This window comes from Streptococcus infantis (genome assembly GCF_000960085.1).
Taxonomy (GTDB): domain Bacteria; phylum Bacillota; class Bacilli; order Lactobacillales; family Streptococcaceae; genus Streptococcus; species Streptococcus infantis_C.
In genome coordinates this window covers 192,851-212,609 of record NZ_JYGT01000007.1, presented here as the reverse complement: position 1 = coordinate 212,609, position 19,759 = coordinate 192,851, and the positions used below count along the sequence as shown (strand labels likewise).

At 39.7% G+C, this 19,759-nt stretch carries 19 protein-coding genes; 15 read left to right on the top strand and 4 right to left on the bottom strand.

Annotated features, from left to right (window positions below):
* Positions 1-5 precede the first annotated feature (5 nt).
* Positions 6-941, bottom strand: a complete 936-nt coding sequence (gene birA, locus TZ94_RS03725) for a bifunctional biotin--[acetyl-CoA-carboxylase] ligase/biotin operon repressor BirA (RefSeq protein WP_045614249.1) — start codon at positions 939-941, stop codon at positions 6-8.
* A 214-nt stretch (positions 942-1,155) separates the two neighbouring features.
* On the opposite strand from birA, the gene TZ94_RS03720 reads away from it, so the two are divergent.
* Positions 1,156-2,346 carry an O-antigen ligase family protein gene (locus TZ94_RS03720; protein WP_045614248.1) on the top strand — a complete coding sequence of 397 codons (1,191 nt, stop codon included), beginning with the start codon at positions 1,156-1,158 and terminating at the stop codon, positions 2,344-2,346.
* Between the two features lie 53 nt (positions 2,347-2,399).
* Here the strand turns inward: TZ94_RS03720 and TZ94_RS03715 are convergent, their stop codons facing one another.
* Complete coding sequence (locus tag TZ94_RS03715; protein WP_045614247.1) at positions 2,400-2,948, bottom strand: NAD(P)H-dependent oxidoreductase; 549 nt, start codon at positions 2,946-2,948, stop codon at positions 2,400-2,402.
* A gap of 260 nt (positions 2,949-3,208) precedes the next feature.
* On the opposite strand from TZ94_RS03715, the gene TZ94_RS03710 reads away from it, so the two are divergent.
* The 5 genes from TZ94_RS03710 (at position 3,209) to TZ94_RS03690 (ending at position 8,624) form a co-directional block, all read left to right on the top strand.
* Positions 3,209-3,697, top strand: coding sequence for a DUF5590 domain-containing protein (locus TZ94_RS03710; protein WP_045614246.1), 489 nt, complete (start codon positions 3,209-3,211; stop codon positions 3,695-3,697).
* Entirely contained in the window at positions 3,694-4,872 is a 1,179-nt protein-coding gene (locus tag TZ94_RS03705; protein WP_045614245.1) for a pyridoxal phosphate-dependent aminotransferase, read from the top strand. Before TZ94_RS03710 ends, TZ94_RS03705 begins: the two co-directional genes overlap by 4 nt.
* Positions 4,873-5,021: 149 nt before the next feature.
* Positions 5,022-6,365 (top strand): asparagine--tRNA ligase, encoded by a 1,344-nt coding sequence (gene asnS / locus TZ94_RS03700; protein ID WP_045614244.1) that lies wholly within the window; start codon positions 5,022-5,024, stop codon positions 6,363-6,365.
* 224 nt (positions 6,366-6,589) lie between these two features.
* A complete protein-coding gene (locus tag TZ94_RS03695) occupies positions 6,590-7,789 on the top strand; it encodes an MFS transporter (RefSeq protein WP_045614242.1) in 1,200 nt (399 codons plus the stop codon).
* 67 nt (positions 7,790-7,856) lie between these two features.
* The gene (locus TZ94_RS03690; RefSeq protein WP_045614240.1) at positions 7,857-8,624 is read left to right on the top strand and encodes an epoxyqueuosine reductase QueH; all 768 of its coding nucleotides are present in this window, start codon (positions 7,857-7,859) and stop codon (positions 8,622-8,624) included.
* A gap of 76 nt (positions 8,625-8,700) precedes the next feature.
* Here TZ94_RS03690 and ntdP read toward each other — a convergent pair whose 3' ends face one another.
* Entirely contained in the window at positions 8,701-9,234 is a 534-nt protein-coding gene (gene ntdP / locus TZ94_RS03685; protein WP_004252157.1) for a nucleoside tri-diphosphate phosphatase, read from the bottom strand.
* 87 nt (positions 9,235-9,321) lie between these two features.
* A complete protein-coding gene (gene recX, locus TZ94_RS03680; protein ID WP_045614237.1) occupies positions 9,322-10,098 on the bottom strand; it encodes a recombination regulator RecX in 777 nt (258 codons plus the stop codon).
* Positions 10,099-10,135: 37 nt separating this feature from the next.
* On the opposite strand from recX, the gene rlmD reads away from it, so the two are divergent.
* The 9 genes from rlmD to TZ94_RS03630 all read left to right on the top strand — a co-directional run bounded on the left by rlmD (position 10,136) and on the right by TZ94_RS03630 (position 19,754).
* Positions 10,136-11,503 (top strand): 23S rRNA (uracil(1939)-C(5))-methyltransferase RlmD, encoded by a 1,368-nt coding sequence (gene rlmD, locus TZ94_RS03675; protein WP_045614235.1) that lies wholly within the window; start codon positions 10,136-10,138, stop codon positions 11,501-11,503.
* Positions 11,504-11,620: 117 nt separating this feature from the next.
* Positions 11,621-12,379 (top strand): triose-phosphate isomerase, encoded by a 759-nt coding sequence (gene tpiA / locus TZ94_RS03670; protein WP_045614233.1) that lies wholly within the window; start codon positions 11,621-11,623, stop codon positions 12,377-12,379.
* Positions 12,380-12,503: 124 nt separating this feature from the next.
* Positions 12,504-14,240: an ABC transporter ATP-binding protein gene (locus TZ94_RS03665; RefSeq protein WP_045614231.1), complete on the top strand. Its 1,737-nt coding sequence runs from the start codon at positions 12,504-12,506 to the stop codon at positions 14,238-14,240.
* A gap of 10 nt (positions 14,241-14,250) precedes the next feature.
* Complete coding sequence (locus TZ94_RS03660; protein WP_045614228.1) at positions 14,251-16,032, top strand: ABC transporter ATP-binding protein; 1,782 nt, start codon at positions 14,251-14,253, stop codon at positions 16,030-16,032.
* Between the two features lie 149 nt (positions 16,033-16,181).
* Positions 16,182-16,700, top strand: a complete 519-nt coding sequence (locus tag TZ94_RS03655; protein ID WP_045614227.1) for a Dps family protein — start codon at positions 16,182-16,184, stop codon at positions 16,698-16,700.
* Positions 16,701-16,827: 127 nt separating this feature from the next.
* A complete protein-coding gene (locus tag TZ94_RS03650) occupies positions 16,828-17,334 on the top strand; it encodes a dihydrofolate reductase (protein ID WP_045614224.1) in 507 nt (168 codons plus the stop codon).
* 201 nt (positions 17,335-17,535) lie between these two features.
* Positions 17,536-18,768: an ATP-dependent Clp protease ATP-binding subunit ClpX gene (clpX, locus tag TZ94_RS03640; RefSeq protein WP_045614220.1), complete on the top strand. Its 1,233-nt coding sequence runs from the start codon at positions 17,536-17,538 to the stop codon at positions 18,766-18,768.
* An 8-nt stretch (positions 18,769-18,776) separates the two neighbouring features.
* Positions 18,777-19,364: a ribosome biogenesis GTP-binding protein YihA/YsxC gene (gene yihA, locus TZ94_RS03635; protein ID WP_006150399.1), complete on the top strand. Its 588-nt coding sequence runs from the start codon at positions 18,777-18,779 to the stop codon at positions 19,362-19,364.
* A gap of 9 nt (positions 19,365-19,373) precedes the next feature.
* Entirely contained in the window at positions 19,374-19,754 is a 381-nt protein-coding gene (locus tag TZ94_RS03630) for a RidA family protein (RefSeq protein WP_001140424.1), read from the top strand.
* Positions 19,755-19,759 lie beyond the last annotated feature (5 nt).

The window sequence follows — 19,759 nt, the reverse complement described above, 5'->3', positions numbered from 1 at the left end:
AGTATTTACCATTTGGTAAGCGAAACCTCACCACTGTTGAGCCAGATTTTTGCACCAGTTGCTAATTCTATCTGCAGTTGGCCCTGATCCGAAATGTCACACGCTTTTCCCGTGATTATTTCTTGATCTTTTTTGAAGGAAACTTCTTTTCCTAAAACAATTGATTGTTTTTTATATAGATAAAGTAGCTCGTCGGCATCTGTTTCGTAGAAACATCTCCAAATTTCAGCAATCAGTTCATTGCGAGTAATGGGGCTGCTTTGAGAAAAGAGACTTCCAGCTTTTCCCTGCAGATTTTTGGGAAAATCAGCGATAGAAAAGTTGATTCCAACACCAATAATAACATCTGTAACAAGTCCGGTTTCGACAGAAGTAATAGCTTCAGTTAGAATACCGGCTATTTTTTTCTGATTTAGATATAGATCATTTACCCACTTGATATTTAAATCAATCAAGCTTAGATTCTTAACAGCCTTATAAATAGCAGCTGCAGTCAAGAGTGTGTAAGCTGGTAAATCCAGATAAGAAAGATTGGGTTTAAGGTGGAGGGACATATAGATTCCCCCTTTTTCTGGAGAATAGTAAGGGCGTTGGAATCGACCACGTCCCATTGTTTGGCTAGTTGATAGATAGAGTGTATCTCCCTTGGCACCAGATTCCATGGCCTCCTTGGCATCGCTCTGGGTCGATTTGGTGATAGGTTTAAATTGAACGGAGATGGGACTATTGGCTTCGATGTCTTGAGGTAAGATAAGGTCACCACGAAGCAGCTTGTAGCCACGGTTTTTGATGCTGTCAATTTCTAAACCTTCCTGTTGGAGACGCTGAATCGCTTTCCAAACAGAAGTTCGAGAGAGGTTTAATAGTTCAGCAATTTTTTCTCCACTTAAATAATCAGTTTCACTAGCTAATATTTTATAAACTTCTTGGTAAGATTTCATGGTAGAGCCTTTCCGGGAAAATTAATTTAATTGTACCATAATTTTACAAAAGATAGACTGCTTTTATGAGAGGAATCCTCGTTCCCTATAAAGTTTTACCAAGTTTTAGTTAGGATGATATAGACAAAGTGGTTTTCAAATTCTTTGAAAAATGGTAAAATGTTTTAATAGTTTATATATCTGAGCTCTAAGGCACAGAGAGAAAGGATCTGTTGTGAAATCAATAGGTATCATTGAAAAATTGAAAGGCTTCTCTAAGCAAGAACTTATCTTGCTAGCTGTTATTCTAAGTATTTTCTTGCCTTTTTATATTTTCGTCATTATTTTTATCGCTTATTTAATAGGTCTGATATTTACAGGAGAAATGAAGGGGATTCTAAAACGACTCTCTAACCATGCTATTCTTCTTTTATTTATTGGCTATAGTGGTGTCATCTCTCTTCTGGCTCAAAATGTCATGGGGATGGTTGCTACTTTAGGAATGTTCCTCTTTGCAATTTTCTTTTACTATTACCAGGCTCATCTAACCCCTAAATTTTTTAGATTAGTATTACAAGGGATTTTATCGCTTAGTGTGCTAGCCTCAGTTTTCGCAGCTCTGGAGCATTTTCAAATCGTTAAGAAATTTGATTATACCTTCTTATCTCCTAAGATGCAGGTTTGGCACCAGAACCGAGCAGAAGTAGCCTTCTTTAATCCTAACTATTATGGGATTATCTGCTGTTTCTGTATCATGATTGGTTTTTATCTGATTAGTACGACTAGATTAAGATGGTTGAAAATCTTCTCAGTGATTGCAATCTTTGCTAATTTGTTTGGACTCAACTTTACTCAAAATAGAACGGCCTTTCCAGCTATCATATTTGGTGCGATTATTTATCTTTTCACTACCATTAAAAACTGGCGTGCTTTCTGGTTAAGTATTGCAGTCTTTGGTATTGGTTTGGCCTTTCTTTTCTCAAGTGACTTAGGAGTTCGAATGGGAACACTTGATTCATCTATGGAAGAACGAGTATCTATCTGGAATGCGGGGATGACCTTATTCAAGCAAAACCCTTTCTGGGGAGAAGGTCCACTAACATACATGCATGCTTATCCACGTATTTTTGCACCTTATCATGAACATGCGCATAGTATCTATATCGATACGATATTGAGTTACGGTGTAGTAGGTACTGTCTTGTTAGGGATTGCTTCTTCAGATTCAATCCGAAAATTAATTGATATGAGTCAAGTACCAAGTAAACGACCGATTCTTGGACTCTATCTTTCATTTTTAACAGTGGTTGCAGTGCATGGGATTTTTGATTTGGCCCTCTTTTGGATCCAATCATCATTTATCTTCCTTCTAGTGATGTGTAGTCTACCACTCAAACATAGTATGATTGCAGAACTTGTTGATTAACAAAAAAGATAGTAGAAATTTCTATTTCTACTATCTTTTTCTTTTTGTTGCAATTATTGAATAGCTTGAAGCAAGTCTTCAGCTTGTTGTTTCAAAGAAGCAGCAACGCTGTCTTCGAGAACTAATTTACCATCTGCCCAAGCAGAATCATTGATACGAGCTGCAGTAAATTCACCTACAATTTGTGTACGGATGAATGGCAAGAGGTCTTTGTAAATCGCAAAGAGTTGCTCATGGCCTGCATTTGCTACAGAAGATACAGTAACGATTTTGTCTTGAAGTGCGGATGGACCACGGGTCTCAGACAAATCAAGAGCACGTGAAAGCCAGTCAAGCAAGTTTTTCACTGTTCCAGGAATTGAGAAGTTGTAGACTGGAGAGAAAATCCAAATAGCATCAGCAGCTAGAACAGCTTCGCGAGCTGCTGCTACAGTTGGAAGAGTTGGAACTTCAACTTCTTGGTTGAAGAGAGGAATGGCTGAGTAGTCAAGATAGTTTACCTCAGCTTTTCCAGCAAGAGTTTTTTCAGCTTCTAGGGCCATTTGGTGGTTAAAAGATGCTTCACGAAGTGAACCAACGATAAATAATACTTTTTTAGACATGATATATCTCCTTTTAATTTTTCAGAGCTTTCTCTGTTGTTATAATTAATGTTACAACAAAGAAAAATTATTTGCAAATCATTTGCTCATAAATTAAAAATCAATGAATTGTAAGATTAAATTTCTAAATGACGCATGCAGCTAAGCCTGTGGAATCAATGGTTGGCGCTTTAGTTTGAAAGTCTAAAAATATCTGGGATATCAAGAAGCCCTCCCTTTATTCACTTGTAATTCACTTGGATAGATGGTAAAATAGACGAGTGAAAAAGAGACAAAAAAAAGAAAAAAATTCCCTATTATTTCAGTATACTATTGGGCTAACCTTGCTGGCTCTAGTTGTGACTTCTTCCTTTTTCTATTTGGTATGGCTCAGTATGAAACCTTATCAAACTGCAAAAGTCGAAGGGGAAAAACTTGCCAAGCAGTATGCGAATCTAGAAACGGTTAGCCAAGTTGATATCTTTAATGGTTTAGAAAGCTATTATAGTGTTCTTGGTCAAGATAAGAACCAGAAACCAGTTGCTGTCTTAATAGAGAAAAGTAGCAATAATATTTACGTATATCAACTAGAAAATGGGACTTCTCAAGAAAAAGCAGAAGCAGTTGTCAAAGAAAAAGGAGCAACTGAGATCGACAAGATTACTTTTGGACGCTACGCTGATAAGCCTGTCTGGGAAATCAAGTCTGGAGGAGACTATTATCTAGTAGATTTTGAATCTGGTGCCTTAGTCGAAAAGGAGAAACAATGAAATTATCCAAACGTGTCTTAGAAATGGAAGAAAGTGTCACTCTGGCTAGTGATGCAAAGGCTAAGAAATTAAAAGCTGAAGGAAAAGACGTTCTTTTCTTAACTTTAGGTCAGCCCGATTTTCATACTCCTGAAAATATTCAAGACGCTGCTGTTGCAGCCATTCGAGATGGGCGTGCTTCTTTCTATACGGTAGCTTCAGGTTTGCCTGAGTTAAAAGCAGCAGTCAATACTTATTTTGAACGTTATTATGGTTATTCTGTAGCAGCTAACGAAGTCACCTTTGCTACAGGTGCCAAGTTCTCTCTCTACACTTTCTTTATGGCTGTAGTTAATCCTGGAGATGAGGTCATCATTCCTACTCCTTACTGGGTCAGCTATGGAGATCAGGTTAAAATGGCTGGTGGTGTGCCAGTTTTTGTCCAAGCTAAGGAAGACAATCATTTTAAAGTGACGGTAGACCAATTAGAAGCAGCTCGTACAGATAAGACCAAGGTCTTGGTCCTTAACTCACCATCTAATCCGACCGGTATGATCTATTCTCGTGAGGAACTTTTAGCCATCGGAAATTGGGCAGTTGAACACGATATTCTCATTCTGGCAGACGACATTTATGGTCGTTTGGTCTATAACGGGAATGAGTTCATCCCAATCTCTAGTCTATCAGAAGCTATTCGTAAGCAAACCATTGTCATTAACGGGATTTCAAAAGCCTATGCTATGACAGGTTGGCGGGTAGGTTATGCAGTTGGTGATCCAGAAATCATTGCTGCCATGAGCAAATTGACAGGACAAACAACTTCAAATCTGACAGCAGTATCTCAATATGCAACAATCGAGGCCTTAACTGGACCGCAAGACTCTGTAGAAACCATGCGCCAAGCTTTTGAGGAACGTCTCAATACCATCTATCCACTCTTATGTGAAGTCCCTGGCTTTGAGGTTGTCAAACCGCAAGGAGCTTTCTACCTCTTCCCAAATGTTAAAAAAGCTATGGAGATGAAAGGCTATACAGACGTAACAGCATTTACAACGGCCATACTTGAAGAGGTGGGGCTAGCCTTGATAACAGGTGCTGGATTTGGAGCACCAGAAAATGTCCGTCTCAGCTATGCGACAGACTTGGAAACTCTTAAAGAAGCTATTCGTCGCTTACACCAATTTATGGAAAAATAAGAAGCTTAACCTCCGTCTTAATAACGGAGGTTTTTATTTTTAAAAACTTAGGAATTTCTGTCAAACTAGCTAGCTATCAGGCATTATTTGTGGTACAATAATGAGTAATAATGTCTTCGGACAAGTTTAACGATAAAGGAAGATAGATTATGACAAAACGTGTAACAATTATCGAAGTAAAAGATTACGTTGGTCAAGAAGTGACCATCGGAGCTTGGGTTGCCAACAAATCAGGAAAAGGGAAAATTGCCTTCTTGCAATTGCGTGACGGAACAGCCTTTTTCCAAGGAGTTGCTTTTAAACCAAACTTTATCGAAAAATTTGGAGAAGAAGTAGGTCTTGAAAAATTTGACACCATCAAACGTCTAAGCCAAGAAACTTCAGTCTTTGTAACAGGGGTTGTAAAAGAAGACGAACGCTCAAAATTTGGTTATGAGTTGGATATTACAGACATCGAAGTGATCGGTGAATCTCAAGATTACCCAATCACTCCAAAAGAACACGGTACAGATTTCTTGATGGACAACCGCCACTTGTGGCTTCGTTCACGCAAACAAGTAGCTGTCATGCAAATCCGTAATGCTATCATCTATGCAACTTATGAGTTCTTTGATAAGAATGGTTTCATGAAGTTTGATAGCCCAATTCTTTCAGGAAATGCTGCAGAAGATTCTACAGAACTCTTTGAAACAGACTACTTTGGAACACCAGCCTACTTGAGCCAATCTGGTCAGCTTTATCTTGAAGCGGGTGCTATGGCACTTGGTCGCGTCTTCGACTTTGGTCCAGTATTCCGTGCTGAAAAATCAAAAACTCGTCGTCACTTGACAGAGTTCTGGATGATGGATGCAGAGTACTCATATTTGACACATGATGAATCACTTGACTTGCAAGAAGCTTATGTCAAAGCTCTTCTTCAAGGCGTTTTGGACCGTGCTCCTCAAGCCTTAGAAACATTAGAGCGTGATACTGAGCTCTTGAAACGCTATATTGCTGAACCATTCAAACGCATCACTTACGATCAAGCCATTGACCTCTTGCAAGAGCATGAAAATGATGCAGATGCTGACTACGAACATCTCGAGCATGGCGATGACTTTGGTTCACCACACGAAACTTGGATTTCAAATCACTTTGGTGTACCAACCTTTGTCATGAACTACCCAGCAGACATCAAGGCCTTCTACATGAAACCAGTTCCTGGTAATCCAGACCGCGTTCTTTGTGCGGACTTGCTCGCACCAGAAGGGTACGGAGAAATCATCGGTGGTTCAATGCGTGAGGAAGACTACGATGCCCTTGTTGCGAAGATGGAATCACTTGGTATGGATCGTACAGAATATGAATTCTACCTTGACCTTCGTAAATATGGTACAGTCCCACACGGTGGATTTGGTATCGGTATCGAGCGTATGGTAACCTTCGCAGCTGGTACAAAACACATCCGTGAAGCCATTCCATTCCCACGTATGTTGCACCGTATCAAACCTTAATAGCCATAAAAACGCCGTCTGGCGTTTTTATACTCTTCGAAAATCAAATTCAAACTACGTCAGCTTCACCTTGCCGTACTCAAGTACAGCCTGCGGCTAGCTTCCTAGTTTGCTCTTTGATTTTCATTGAGTATTACTTTAAATGAAAGAGGTGGAGAAAATGTAGGCAAATCTAAGTAAGTCTTTTAGAAATAATCATATTACATATTGAAAGAGAGAAAACAATGTTTAAAAGAACTTACAAACGCAATATTCCACTCCTAGCAGGTCTGGAATTTACATCTTATTTTGGGATTACCAGTTTTTGGATTTTATTTTTCATTCAAAATGGTCTTTCCTTACTTCAAATTGGTCTATTAGAAAGTATCTTTCACGGGACGAGTCTCTTGTGTGAAATCCCGTCTGGTATGTTGGCCGATCGATTTAGCTACAAAACCAATCTCTATTTGGCTCGCTTGGCCAGTATTGTATCCTCTATCTTGATTTTGTTTGGTCAGGGGAATTTTTGGATCTATGCTCTTGCTATGATGGTCAATGCTTGGTCCTATAATTTTGATTCGGGGACCAGCACCGCTTTCTTATATGATTCTGCGGTAGAAGCGGGTCAAAAGGACCGGTATCTTCAGATTTCTAGCTTTTTGTCTGGTGTAGCAGAAGTAACCCGAACCTTAGGTACAGTTGTGGCAGGCTTCTTTATTCACGGAGCATTGGCTTGGACCTATCTGATTGCTATTGGATTTTCATTTCTTTCTATAATCTTGATTTATTTTATGAAAGAACCAATGGCTAAGAGAGAAAAAAATGAAGCCTTAACCTTTAAAACGATTGTCCTGCAAGTTCGAAAAGAATGGCATGAAAAACCAGTTCTCTTTTATTGGATGATGACTTATCAGCTAGTCGGAACACTCATGTGCATGTTTTACTTTTACTATCAGCAGAAAATAAGTGACTTAGCAGGATGGCAGGTTTCACTGGTCATGCTGATTGGTAGTGGCTTAAATCTTATAGCAGTTTATGTAGCTAGTCAAATCGGAAAAAAATGGAATAGCAATCGAGTTTTTCCGACTCTTGTTGCACTAACGGGCTTGGCCTTACTATTGGTATTTTTTGGAACTCCCTTTGCTTTTCTTCTCGTATATCTTTTAACCGATACACTCTATGCAGTTTATCAACCAATCTATTTTAATGACTTACAAGGCTATTTACCGTCCAGTGTAAGAGCAACTATGCTTAGTATCAATTCTATGCTCTTTAGTTTATCTATGATTGTCATTTTCCCATTGACAGGTTGGTTGATTGATCGTTGGGGTCTGGTAGCTGTCTTTTTAGTTCTAGGTCTTATCTTACTATTAACCTATCCTATCTTAAGAATTGGTCTAAAAAGGATGGGCAAGCTATTAAATCAGGACTTAATAACTGAATAAAGCATGAAACCCTATTTGCCCAAAGAGCCTTCTTGTGATAAAATAACAAGAAGAAAAGGAGAAGAGTATGATCGATGTAGAAGAAATTCTAAGTAAGATGAATCCCAATCAAAAGATCAACTATGACCGTGTCATGCAAAAGATGGTTCAAGTTTGGGAAAAAAATGAAGAGAGACCAACTATTCTCATGCACGTCTGTTGTGCTCCGTGTAGCACCTATACTTTAGAGTATTTGACCAAGTATGCGGATGTGACCATTTATTTTGCTAATTCAAATATCCATCCTAAAGCTGAGTATCACAAGCGTGCCTATGTGACAAAAAAGTTTGTCAGCGATTTCAATGAACGAACTGGCAATAAGGTCCAATACATAGAAGCTCCCTATGAACCAAACGAATATCGTAAACTGGTTCGAGGTTTGGAAGAAGAACCTGAAGGTGGGGATCGTTGCAAGGTTTGTTTTGACTATCGATTAGATAAGACAGCCCAGGTGGCTATGGACTTGGGCTTTGACTACTTTGGCTCTGCCCTAACCATCAGCCCTCACAAAAATTCACAAACCATCAATAGTATTGGGATTGATGTGCAGAAAATCTACACCACTCATTACCTTCCAAGTGATTTTAAGAAAAATCAAGGTTATAAACGATCTGTAGAAATGTGTGAAGAGTACGATATCTATCGTCAATGTTACTGTGGCTGTGTCTACGCAGCTCAAGCTCAAAATATTGACTTGGTGCAGGTCAAGAAGGATGCGACAGCCTTTATGGTAGATAAGGATATTGAGAAAGATTATTCCCACATCAAATTTACTGTTACGAAGTTAGATATTTAAAGGAAAACCTGCCTCAAGGCAGGTTTTTGCTTATAAAAAAACAAGGTCAGGAACAAAATCCTGACCTTTGACAACTTTACCGATTCTTTAGTTCTACGTAGCGTTTGTACCAAATGTTGACATAGGCTTCTGAGAAGGGACCTCGTTCATTGTTGATCCAATCAACAAGAATCTTAACATGCTCTTTCAAAATATAGTCTAAATCATCAGGATAATTCATCTTACGTTTATGACGTTCATACTCTTCGACGTCCAAGAGGCGTTTCTCACCATCTGTAAAAACTTTAACATCTAAATCATAATCGATGTATTTTAAAGCTTCTTCGTCTAGATAATAAGGGCTAGCCATGTTGCAGTAGTAGGAAATCCCATTATCACGAATCATGGCGATGATATTAAACCAATATTTTTTGTGAAAGTAAACAATAGCCGGTTCTCGAGTTACCCAACGACGACCGTCACTTTCGGTAACAAGTGTGTGGTCGTTGACGCCGATAATAGCGTTCTCTGTTGTTTTTAGTACCATGGTGTCTCGCCAAGTGCGGTGGAGACTCCCATCATGCTTATAACTTTGAATTGTAATAAAGTCGCCTTCTTTTGGAAGTTTCATAACTAACCAACTTTCTACAATTTATAAGTTTATCGTTTACTATTGTATCACATTTTTGTTTAAAGTTCTTAGTTTTTCATGAAAAAATTAAAGATATTCTCTGAGAGCGCTGGCTATATCTGAAAAATCATAGCCTTTTCTAGCTAAAACTTGGGTTAGGCGTTGTTTCAGTTCGTATCCTTCATACTTACGTGAATATTTTCGATATTGCTTGTCTAATTCTTTAAAAATCAATTCTTGGACAGTTTCCTCTTCTACCTGACTATCCAGTTGGTCAAAGGCTGTTTTGGCTTCTGAGTAGGAAAATCCTTTATTGGTTAGGCTTTGGATAATCTTATCTTGTAGAGCGCGGGCAGGTAATTTACCCTGATATTTTTTCAGTAGTTTTTCGGCTGTACGCTCTGCCACTTCCGTCAGATCAAATTCTTGTAAGACTTCTTGGATGATGGATTTGGCAACTCCCTTTTGCGAAATCTTCTGCATCAGCATATAACTTCCCTTATCTCCTGAAAGCTGATTGGAGTTGATGATAGCATAGGCATACTGACGGTCGTTAATCCAATTATCTTCTTTTAGAGATTGGATGACTTGGGGTATGATGTTTTCATCAATCTTATGTTTAATTAAATAGTCTTTGACCTCTTTTTCGGTACGAGCCTTGAAGGATAAGTGGTAGAGAGCCAAGTTTTTTCCGTAGGAAAATTGTGCAAAGGTCTGAATTTCTGCAAACTCCTCTGGACTAATTTCCTTATCCTTGGTCAGCATAAAGCGAACAATGGTATCCTCGGTAATGTAGCAAGTTTTGTCGCTATCAAGCTCTAGCAGATAAAGTCTTTTTTTCTTTTCTAGTTTTGTGATTTTCATGTTTCTATTATAGCGTATTTTGTGATAAGATAGGGATATGAATCTTAAAGTCAAACAAAAAATTCCATTAAAAATCAAGCGCATGGGGATTAACGGGGAAGGTATCGGATTTTACCAGAAAACACTCGTTTTTGTTCCAGGTGCCCTCAAGGGCGAAGATATCTATTGTCAGGTCACTTCTGTCAAGCGTAACTACGTTGAGGCTAAACTGCTTGAGGTCAATAAAAAATCCAAGTTTCGAGTAGTCCCAGACTGTACTATCTATAATGAGTGTGGTGGTTGTCAGATCATGCACCTACATTATGACAAGCAGCTAGAGTTCAAGACAGATCTTCTTCATCAAGCTCTAAAAAAATTTGCCCCTGCTGGCTATGAAAACTTTGAAATCAGACCAACCATTGGCATGCAAAAACCAAAATATTATCGGGCCAAACTACAATTTCAAACTCGAAAGTTCAAAGGCCAAGTCAAGGCAGGTTTGTATGCTCAGAATTCCCATTATTTGGTCGAGTTAAAGGACTGTCTGGTTCAAGACAAGGAAACGCAAACTATTGCCAATCGCATCGCTGAACTCTTGACTTACCATCAAATTCCGATTACGGATGAACGGAAAATCCTTGGAGTTCGGACCATCATGGTTCGTCGAGCACGGAAAACTGGGCAAGTTCAGATTATCATTGTGACTAATCGTCAATTAAATCTGACTCAATTTGTGAAAGATTTAGTCAAGGATTATCCTGAAGTAGTGACTGTCGCAGTCAATACCAATACTGCTAAAACTAGTGAGATTTATGGGGACAAGACTGAGATCATTTGGGGGCAGGATAGTATTCGCGAAGGTGTATTAGACTATGAATTTTCTCTTTCACCAAGAGCTTTTTACCAACTCAATCCTGAACAGACAGAAATACTCTATAGTGAAGCCGTTAAGGCCTTGGACGTGACTGAGGACGACCATCTGATCGATGCCTATTGTGGTGTTGGGACCATTGGTTTCGCTTTTGCTAAAAAAGTCAAAAGTTTGAGAGGGATGGATATTATTCCAGAAGCCATTGAGGATGCCAAAGAAAATGCTAAGCGCATGGGTTATACCAATACTCATTATGAAGCAGGGACTGCAGAAGAAGTTATCCCTCGTTGGTACAAGGAAGGCTATCGCGCCGATGCTTTGATAGTAGACCCGCCGCGTACTGGTTTAGATGATAAGCTCTTGGATACCATCGTCAAATACGCTCCTGAAAAGATGGTTTATGTATCCTGTAATGTGTCTACCTTGGCACGTGATTTAGTCCGTTTGCTGGAGGTCTATGACCTGCATTATATCCAGTCCGTTGACATGTTTCCACACACGGCTAGAACAGAAGCAGTAGTCAAATTAACGAGGCGTAAGTCAGCTTCCAAATAGAAAGAATAACTGGAAAGTTTTTGAAAAGAAGGCTTCTAGTTACAGAGTAAGATTTGCAAGCTCCCTCTATTTATGATAAAATAAGTAGAAAATAAAATGAAAAAAGAGGTATGTGAAATGTCACGTAAACCATTTATCGCTGGTAACTGGAAAATGAACAAAAACCCAGAAGAAGCAAAAGCATTCGTTGAAGCTGTAGCATCAAAACTTCCTTCATCAGACCTTGTTGAAGCTGGGATTGCTGTACCTGCTCTTGACTTGACAACTGTTCTTGCTGCCGCTAAAGGTTCAAACCTTAAAGTTGCTGCTCAAAACTGCTACTTTGAAAATGCAGGTGCTTTCACAGGTGAAACTAGCCCACAAGTTTTGAAAGAAATCGGTACTGACTACGTTGTTATCGGTCACTCAGAACGCCGCGACTACTTCCACGAAACAGATGAAGACATCAACAAAAAAGCAAAAGCAATCTTTGCGAACGGTATGCTTCCAATCATCTGTTGTGGTGAGTCACTTGAAACTTACGAAGCTGGTAAAGCAGCAGAATTCGTAGGTGCTCAAGTTTCAGCTGCTCTTGCAGGATTGACTGCAGAACAAGTAGCTTCATCAGTTATCGCTTATGAGCCAATCTGGGCTATCGGTACTGGTAAATCAGCTTCACAAGATGACGCACAAAAAATGTGTAAAGTTGTTCGTGACGTTGTAGCTGCTGACTTCGGTCAAGAAGTTGCTGATAAAGTACGTGTTCAATACGGTGGTTCAGTTAAACCTGAAAACGTTGCTGAATACATGGCTTGTCCAGACGTTGACGGAGCTCTTGTAGGTGGTGCATCACTTGATCCAGAAAGCTTCTTGGCATTGCTTGACTTTGTAAAATAAGCCTCAAATATCTGAGACAGACAGTTTCCTCTCTTGAGATTATGACTGCCTGTCTTCTTTTTGGTAAAATGGCGTGCGAAAGCACGCTCTTTTCTGCATTTTAGAAGAAAAAGAAAGGAGAATTATGCTTTATATTTGGTCTTATCTCAAACGCTATCCCAAGTGGTTAGTGTTAGACTTTCTCGGGGCAATTTTCTTTGTCATTGTCAATCTAGGTTTACCAACAGTTTTGGCCCGCATGATTGACCAGGGAATCAACCAAGGTGATCAGGATAAACTCTATTTTTGGGCCATCATCATGTTGGTTATTATCGTCTTGGGAACATGTGGGCGGATTGTTCTAGCCTACGCTGCTAGTAAACTGACCACCAATATGGTTAAGGACATGCGAAATGATGTTTATGCTAAATTACAAGAGTATTCTCATCATGAGTATGAACAAATTGGAGTATCCTCACTAGTTACTCGTATTACCAGTGATGCCTTTGTCCTCATGCAGTTTGCAGAACAGACGCTTAAGTTGGGTGTTATCACTCCCATGATGATGCTGTCGAGTATTCTCATGATTTTCTTGACGAGTCCTTCACTAGCCTGGATTGTCGCTTTTTCCGTACCTTTTCTAGCTGTTGTTGTCATTTATGTGGCAGTGAAAACGCACCCCTTATCTGAAAAACAACAGAAAACACTGGACAAGATTAACCAGTATGTCCGTGAAAATTTGATGGGCTTGCGAGTGATTCGTGCCTTTGCTCGTGAAGACTTCCAAGAAAACCGTTTCGAGGAGAAAAATGCAATCTATGCGGATAATTCCAATCGTTTGTTCAAATTGACTGGCTTGACAGAGCCGCTTTTTGTGCAAATCATTATTGCCATGATTGTAGCTATCGTTTGGTTTGCTCTAGATCCTCTCAAGCAAGGAAGTTTGCAGATTGGGGATTTGGTGGCCTTTATCGAGTATAGTTTCCACGCTCTCTTGTCCTTCCTATTCTTGTCAAACCTCTTTACCATGTATCCACGTACGGCTGTGTCTAGTGAGCGTTTGAAGGAAATCATGGAAATGCCGATTTCCATTGATCCAAATGAGGACGGAATTCAAGAAACAGAAACCCATGGTTATCTAGAATTTGATAATGTAACCTTTGCCTATCCTGGTGAGACGGAAAGCCCTGTTTTGCATAACATTTCCTTTACTGCTAAACCGGGAGAAACCATTGCTTTTATCGGCTCAACTGGTTCAGGTAAGTCTACTCTAGTTCAATTGATTCCTCGTTTCTACGATGTTACGCTAGGAAAAATAAAGGTCGATGGTGTAGACGTCCGAGATTACCGTCTCAAATCACTCCGTCAGAAGATTGGATTTATTCCACAAAAGGCCTTGCTTTTTACTGGGACTATCGCAGACAATCTCCGTTACGGCAAAGAGTATGCCAGTCATGAGGACTTGCACCAAGCAGCAGATGTGGCCCAAGCCAAAGACTTTATCGAAAGTCGAGAAGAAGGTTTCGCAACGCATCTGGCAGAAGGCGGAAGCAACCTATCAGGTGGTCAGAAACAACGCTTGTCGATTGCACGAGCAGTCATCAAGGGTCCAGATATCTATATCTTTGATGATTCTTTCTCAGCCTTGGACTACCGTACAGATGCTATTTTGCGCCGTCGTCTCAAGGAAGTGACACAAGATGCTACGGTATTGATTGTTGCGCAACGTGTTGGAACTATTATGGATGCGGACCAGATTATCGTCCTTGATAAGGGCGAAATCGTTGGTCGTGGACGTCATGAAGAATTGATGGAAACCAATGACATCTATCGTGAAATTGCTGATTCGCAGTTAAAAAATGCGTCTCTGACAGAAGAATAGGAGGTAAAGGATGAAACAACAATCTAGTCTAGCTCGTCTATGGAGCTATTTAAAAGCCTACCGATTCTCTGTTTTCTTTGCAGTCTTCTTGAAAATAGTCAGCGTTATTATGAGTGTTATCGAGCCTTTCGTATTAGGGCTTGCTATCACTGAGTTAACCAGCAACCTCCTTGCCATGGCAAATGGTGTTGCAGGAGCAAGTATTAATACTAGCTATATTGCAGTGATTCTGGTCATCTATCTCTTGCGTGGGCTTTTTTATGAGTTGGGTTCTTACTACTCAAACTACTTTATGACCAATGCTGTCCAGTCTATGATACAGGATTTGCGAAATGAAATGAGTGAAAAAATCAATCGTATTCCTGTGTCTTACTTTGACAAGCACCAATTTGGAGATTTGTTGGGACGTTTTACTAGTGATGTAGAGACCGTATCTAATGCGCTCCAACAATCATTCTTACAGATTGTTAATGCAGTCTTTACCATTCTTTTTGTTATGGGAATGGTGCTCTATCTAAATCTTCAGTTGGCTATCATTGTTATCTTGTCAATTCCAGTGACCTATTTTGGTGCTAAAACGATTCTAAATCGTTCGCAACCATACTTTAAACAGCAGGCGGCCATTCTAGGTCGTATGAATGGATTTGTGCAGGAAAACCTGACTGGTTTCAATGTTTTAAAACTTTTCGGACGCGAAGAGAAATCTCAAGAGAGATTTGAAAAGATTACGGATGAATTGCAACAGGTTGGCTTTAAGGCGAGCTTTATTTCAGGTTTGATGATGCCTGCCTTACATATTGTATCTGACTTAACTTATCTGATAGTCGCTGTCCTAGGAGGATTGCAGGTAATCGCAGGACGCTTAACCATTGGTAATATGCAAGCTTTCGTTCAGTATGTGTGGCAGGTCAGTCAACCAATCCAAAACATCACTCAACTAGCTGGGCAAATGCAAAGTGCTAAATCTTCGCTTGACCGTGTCTTTGAAGTTTTGGATGAACAAGAAGAAGTCCAAACTGCTAAAGTAAAAGAACTGGCGCCATTAACAGGACAGGTTAGCTTCAAGAATGTTGATTTCCAATACGTGGAAAATAAACCATTGATTCGCAATTTCAACCTAGATGTTGAACCTGGTGAGATGGTAGCTATCGTTGGACCTACTGGAGCAGGTAAAACTACCTTGATCAACCTGCTCATGCATTTTTACGATGTGACAGCTGGTGCCATTTTAGTGGATGGTCAAGATATTCGAGACTTGTCTCGTCAGGACTACCGTCGACAGTTTGGGATGGTATTACAAGATGCCTGGCTCTATGAAGGCAGTATCAAGGAAAATCTTCGCTTTGGAAATCTTGAGGCAACAGATGAAGAAATCGTTGAAGCTGCTAAGGCGGCCAATGTTGACCACTTTATCCGCACCCTTCCTGGTGGCTATAACATGGAAATGAACCAAGAGTCAAGTAATATTTCTCTTGGGCAAAAACAGTTGTTAACGATCGCGCGTGCTCTCTTGGCGGATCCTAAAATCTTAATTTTGGACGAAGCGACCTCATCAGTCGATACTCGTTTAGAACTCTTGATTCAAAAGGCTATGAAACGTTTGATGAAGGGGAGAACAAGTTTTGTCATTGCCCATCGACTTTCGACTATTCAGGAAGCTGACAAAATTTTGGTGCTGAAAGATGGGCAGATAATCGAACAAGGAAATCATGAAAGTCTCCTAGCTGCAAAAGGTTTCTATTATGACCTTTACCGAAGTCAATTCTCTAGTAAAAACAGAGAAAATAGCTAGGATAAATAGCCACTCATTTTCTTAAATTATCAGTCAATTACAACTTTTTTAATATGGGTTAATTTTCTTGCTTTTGTCTACTAGGTGTAGTATACTGAGGTAGTAATCAATAAATATGGTTGCAAAAATAATATTATGAGGTGAGAAAAATGGTTGAATTGAAAAAAGATGCATTAAAAGATGTAACAACATTATCTAAATCAGCGCCTGAAGCGCTAGCAAAAACAAAGGAAGTGCTTAACCAAGCAGTAGCAGACTTGTATGTGGCTCACATTGCCCTTCACCAAGTACACTGGTACATGCGTGGTCGTGGTTTCCAAGTATGGCATCCTAAGATGGATGAATACATGGATAGCCTAGATGGTTACCTTGATGAAATCAGCGAACGCTTGATTACACTTGGTGGAAAACCATACTCTACTTTGACAGAATTCCTTCAACATAGTGAAATCGAAGAAGGAGTAGGAGAATTCCGTAACGTAGAAGAAAGTTTGGAACGTGTCCTTGAAATTTATCGTTACCTTATCACTCTTTTCCAAAAAGCATTGGATGTAACAGATGAAGAAGGTGATGATGTAACCAATGATATTTTCGTTGGTGCTAAGGCAGATCTTGAAAAAACAGTCTGGATGCTTGCGGCAGAATTAGGACAAGCACCTGGTTTGTAAGATACTGTATTTTTCTAAAAATCCGTAGAAGTTTTCTACGGATTTTTTCTATTCAGGAGGGCATTCCAAAACAGTCTTTTTTGAAGATTTTTGATAAAATAGAACTATCAATGAAAAGGATGAAAGCATGACAAAGAAAATCGTAGCCATTTGGGCTCAAGATGAAAAGGGTGTGATCGGGAAAGAGGATCGTTTACCTTGGCATTTGCCAGCAGAGTTAAAACATTTTAAAGAAACAACCTTGAATCATGCCATTTTAATGGGTCGTGTAACCTTTGATGGGATGGGTCGACGATTGCTTCCAGGACGTGAAACCTTGATTTTGACGCGCAATCCTGAAGAAGCAATCGATGGTGCTCTGGTCTTTCAAAATGTTGAGGATGTTTTAGACTGGTATCATCATCAGGCTAAGAATCTCTATATCATTGGTGGCAAGCAGATTTTTCAGCTTTTTGAACCTTATCTCGATGAGATTATTGTGACACAAATTCATGCTCAAGTTGAAGGGGATACCTATTTCCCAGAAGATTTTGACTTGACTGCTTTTGAGACTGTTGCAAGCAAATCTTATTCCAAAGATGAGAAAAATGTCTATGATTTTACCATCGAATATAGAAAGAGAAAGGAAGTCTAATGGAGCGCAGTATTTTTGGATTTTTTACAGCTCTTTTGTGTGCTGTCTGTCTTGTAGCTGGAACACACGCTTTTCGTAAAAAGCGCTTTGGACTTGCTACTCTGCTTTGGCTAAATGCTTTCACAAACTTGGTGAATAGCATTCATGCTTTTTATATGACCTTATTTTAGATTGAATGAATAGTTAGAACGGAAGGGAATCATGTCTACAAATAGGAAAAATGATATGATGGTTTATTGCTCATTTTGTGGCAAAAGCCAAGAAGAAGTTAAAAAAATAATTGCTGGGAACAATGCCTTTATCTGTAATGAATGTGTGGAGTTGGCTCAGGAAATTATTCGTGAGGAGTTAGCTGAGGAAGTTTTGGCGGACTTGTCTGAGGTACCAAAACCAATCGAACTCCTAAACATTTTGAACCACTATGTGATCGGTCAAGATCGTGCTAAACGTGCTTTGGCAGTAGCTGTTTATAACCACTATAAACGCATCAATTTCCATGACACTCGTGAAGATAGTGAAGATGTGGATTTGCAAAAGTCAAACATTCTAATGATTGGCCCAACTGGATCAGGGAAGACTTTCCTTGCTCAGACTCTTGCTAGAAGTTTGAATGTACCTTTTGCCATTGCAGATGCAACAGCTCTTACTGAGGCTGGTTATGTTGGTGAGGACGTGGAAAATATTCTCCTCAAACTCTTGCAGGCAGCTGACTTTAACATCGAACGTGCAGAACGTGGAATCATCTATGTAGATGAGATTGACAAGATTGCCAAGAAGAGCGAGAACGTGTCTATCACACGTGATGTTTCTGGTGAAGGGGTACAACAAGCCCTCCTCAAAATTATCGAGGGAACTGTAGCCAGCGTACCACCTCAAGGTGGACGCAAACATCCACAACAAGAAATGATTCAAGTGGATACAAAAAATATCCTCTTTATCGTGGGTGGTGCCTTCGATGGCATCGAAGAGATTGTCAAACAGCGTCTAGGTGAAAAAGTGATTGGTTTCGGACAAAACAACAAGGCCATTGACGAAAACAGCTCTTATATGCAAGAAATCATCGCAGAAGATATTCAAAAATTCGGTATTATTCCTGAGTTGATTGGACGCTTGCCTGTCTTTGCAGCCTTGGAGCAGTTGACTGTAGATGATTTGGTTCGCATCTTGAAGGAACCAAGAAATGCCTTGGTCAAACAATACCAGACCTTGCTTTCTTATGATGATGTTGAGCTTGAATTTGACGACGAAGCACTCCAGGAAATTGCAAACAAAGCCATCGAACGTAAAACAGGTGCGCGTGGTCTTCGCTCAATCATCGAAGAAACCATGCTAGATGTTATGTTTGAGGTTCCAAGTCAAGAAAATGTGAAAACTGTTCGTATCACAAAAGAAGCAGTTGACGGAACAGCTAAACCAATTCTAGAGACAGCCTAGAGGTGACTATGGAAATCAATACACACAATGCTGAGATTTTGCTGAGTGCAGCTAACAAGTCCCACTATCCAGAGGATGAACTTCCTGAGATTGCTCTTGCAGGTCGCTCAAATGTTGGGAAATCAAGCTTTATCAACACCATGCTTAATCGTAAGAATCTAGCTCGTACCTCTGGAAAACCGGGAAAAACACAACTACTCAATTTCTTTAATATTGATGACAAGATGCGTTTTGTGGATGTGCCTGGCTATGGTTATGCCCGTGTTTCCAAAAAGGAACGTGAAAAATGGGGTCGTATGATTGAGGAGTACTTGACTACTCGAGAAAATCTTCGGGCAGTTGTTAGTCTCGTTGACCTTCGTCATGACCCGACAGCAGATGATGTGCAGATGTACGAATTTCTTAAGTATTATGAGATTCCTGTCATCATTGTGGCGACCAAGGCAGACAAGATTCCGCGCGGTAAATGGAACAAGCACGAATCAGCTATTAAAAAGAAATTAAACTTTGATCCAAGTGATGACTTTATCCTCTTTTCATCCGTAACAAAAGCAGGAATGGACCAGGCTTGGGATGCTATTTTAGAAAAATTGTGAGGAATACATATGGCAAAAACAATTCATACAGATAAAGCTCCAAAGGCAATCGGGCCTTACGTTCAGGGAAAAATCGTTGGGAACCTTTTGTTTGCTAGCGGTCAAGTTCCTTTATCTCCTGAAACTGGAGAAATCGTAGGAGAAACGATTCAAGAACAGACAGAACAAGTCTTGAAAAACATTGGAGCTATTTTAGCAGAAGCAGGTACAGATTTTGACCATGTTGTTAAAACAACTTGCTTCTTGAGTGATATGAACGACTTTGTTCCTTTTAATGAGGTTTACCAAACAGCCTTTAACAAGGAATTTCCAGCTCGTTCAGCTGTGGAAGTAGCTCGTCTTCCTCGCGATGTAAAAGTCGAAATTGAAGTCATCGCAGAGATTGGATAAGCTAG

Bases quoted from the DNA above. Each gene is read 5' to 3' on its own strand.
- TZ94_RS03715 (WP_045614247.1), bottom strand. From the start codon at position 2,948: ATGTCTAAAAAAGTATTATTTATCGTTGGTTCACTTCGTGAAGCATCT.
- yihA (WP_006150399.1), top strand. From the start codon at position 18,777: ATGGAAATCAATACACACAATGCTGAGATTTTGCTGAGTGCAGCTAAC.
- TZ94_RS03705 (WP_045614245.1), top strand. From the start codon at position 3,694: ATGAAATTATCCAAACGTGTCTTAGAAATGGAAGAAAGTGTCACTCTG.
- tpiA (WP_045614233.1), top strand. From the start codon at position 11,621: ATGTCACGTAAACCATTTATCGCTGGTAACTGGAAAATGAACAAAAAC.
- ntdP (WP_004252157.1), bottom strand. From the start codon at position 9,234: ATGAAACTTCCAAAAGAAGGCGACTTTATTACAATTCAAAGTTATAAG.
- TZ94_RS03655 (WP_045614227.1), top strand. From the start codon at position 16,182: ATGGTTGAATTGAAAAAAGATGCATTAAAAGATGTAACAACATTATCT.
- TZ94_RS03690 (WP_045614240.1), top strand. From the start codon at position 7,857: ATGATCGATGTAGAAGAAATTCTAAGTAAGATGAATCCCAATCAAAAG.
- TZ94_RS03650 (WP_045614224.1), top strand. From the start codon at position 16,828: ATGACAAAGAAAATCGTAGCCATTTGGGCTCAAGATGAAAAGGGTGTG.
- rlmD (WP_045614235.1), top strand. From the start codon at position 10,136: ATGAATCTTAAAGTCAAACAAAAAATTCCATTAAAAATCAAGCGCATG.
- TZ94_RS03695 (WP_045614242.1), top strand. From the start codon at position 6,590: ATGTTTAAAAGAACTTACAAACGCAATATTCCACTCCTAGCAGGTCTG.
- clpX (WP_045614220.1), top strand. From the start codon at position 17,536: ATGTCTACAAATAGGAAAAATGATATGATGGTTTATTGCTCATTTTGT.
- birA (WP_045614249.1), bottom strand. From the start codon at position 941: ATGAAATCTTACCAAGAAGTTTATAAAATATTAGCTAGTGAAACTGAT.
- TZ94_RS03630 (WP_001140424.1), top strand. From the start codon at position 19,374: ATGGCAAAAACAATTCATACAGATAAAGCTCCAAAGGCAATCGGGCCT.
- TZ94_RS03665 (WP_045614231.1), top strand. From the start codon at position 12,504: ATGCTTTATATTTGGTCTTATCTCAAACGCTATCCCAAGTGGTTAGTG.
- recX (WP_045614237.1), bottom strand. From the start codon at position 10,098: ATGAAAATCACAAAACTAGAAAAGAAAAAAAGACTTTATCTGCTAGAG.
- asnS (WP_045614244.1), top strand. From the start codon at position 5,022: ATGACAAAACGTGTAACAATTATCGAAGTAAAAGATTACGTTGGTCAA.
- TZ94_RS03660 (WP_045614228.1), top strand. From the start codon at position 14,251: ATGAAACAACAATCTAGTCTAGCTCGTCTATGGAGCTATTTAAAAGCC.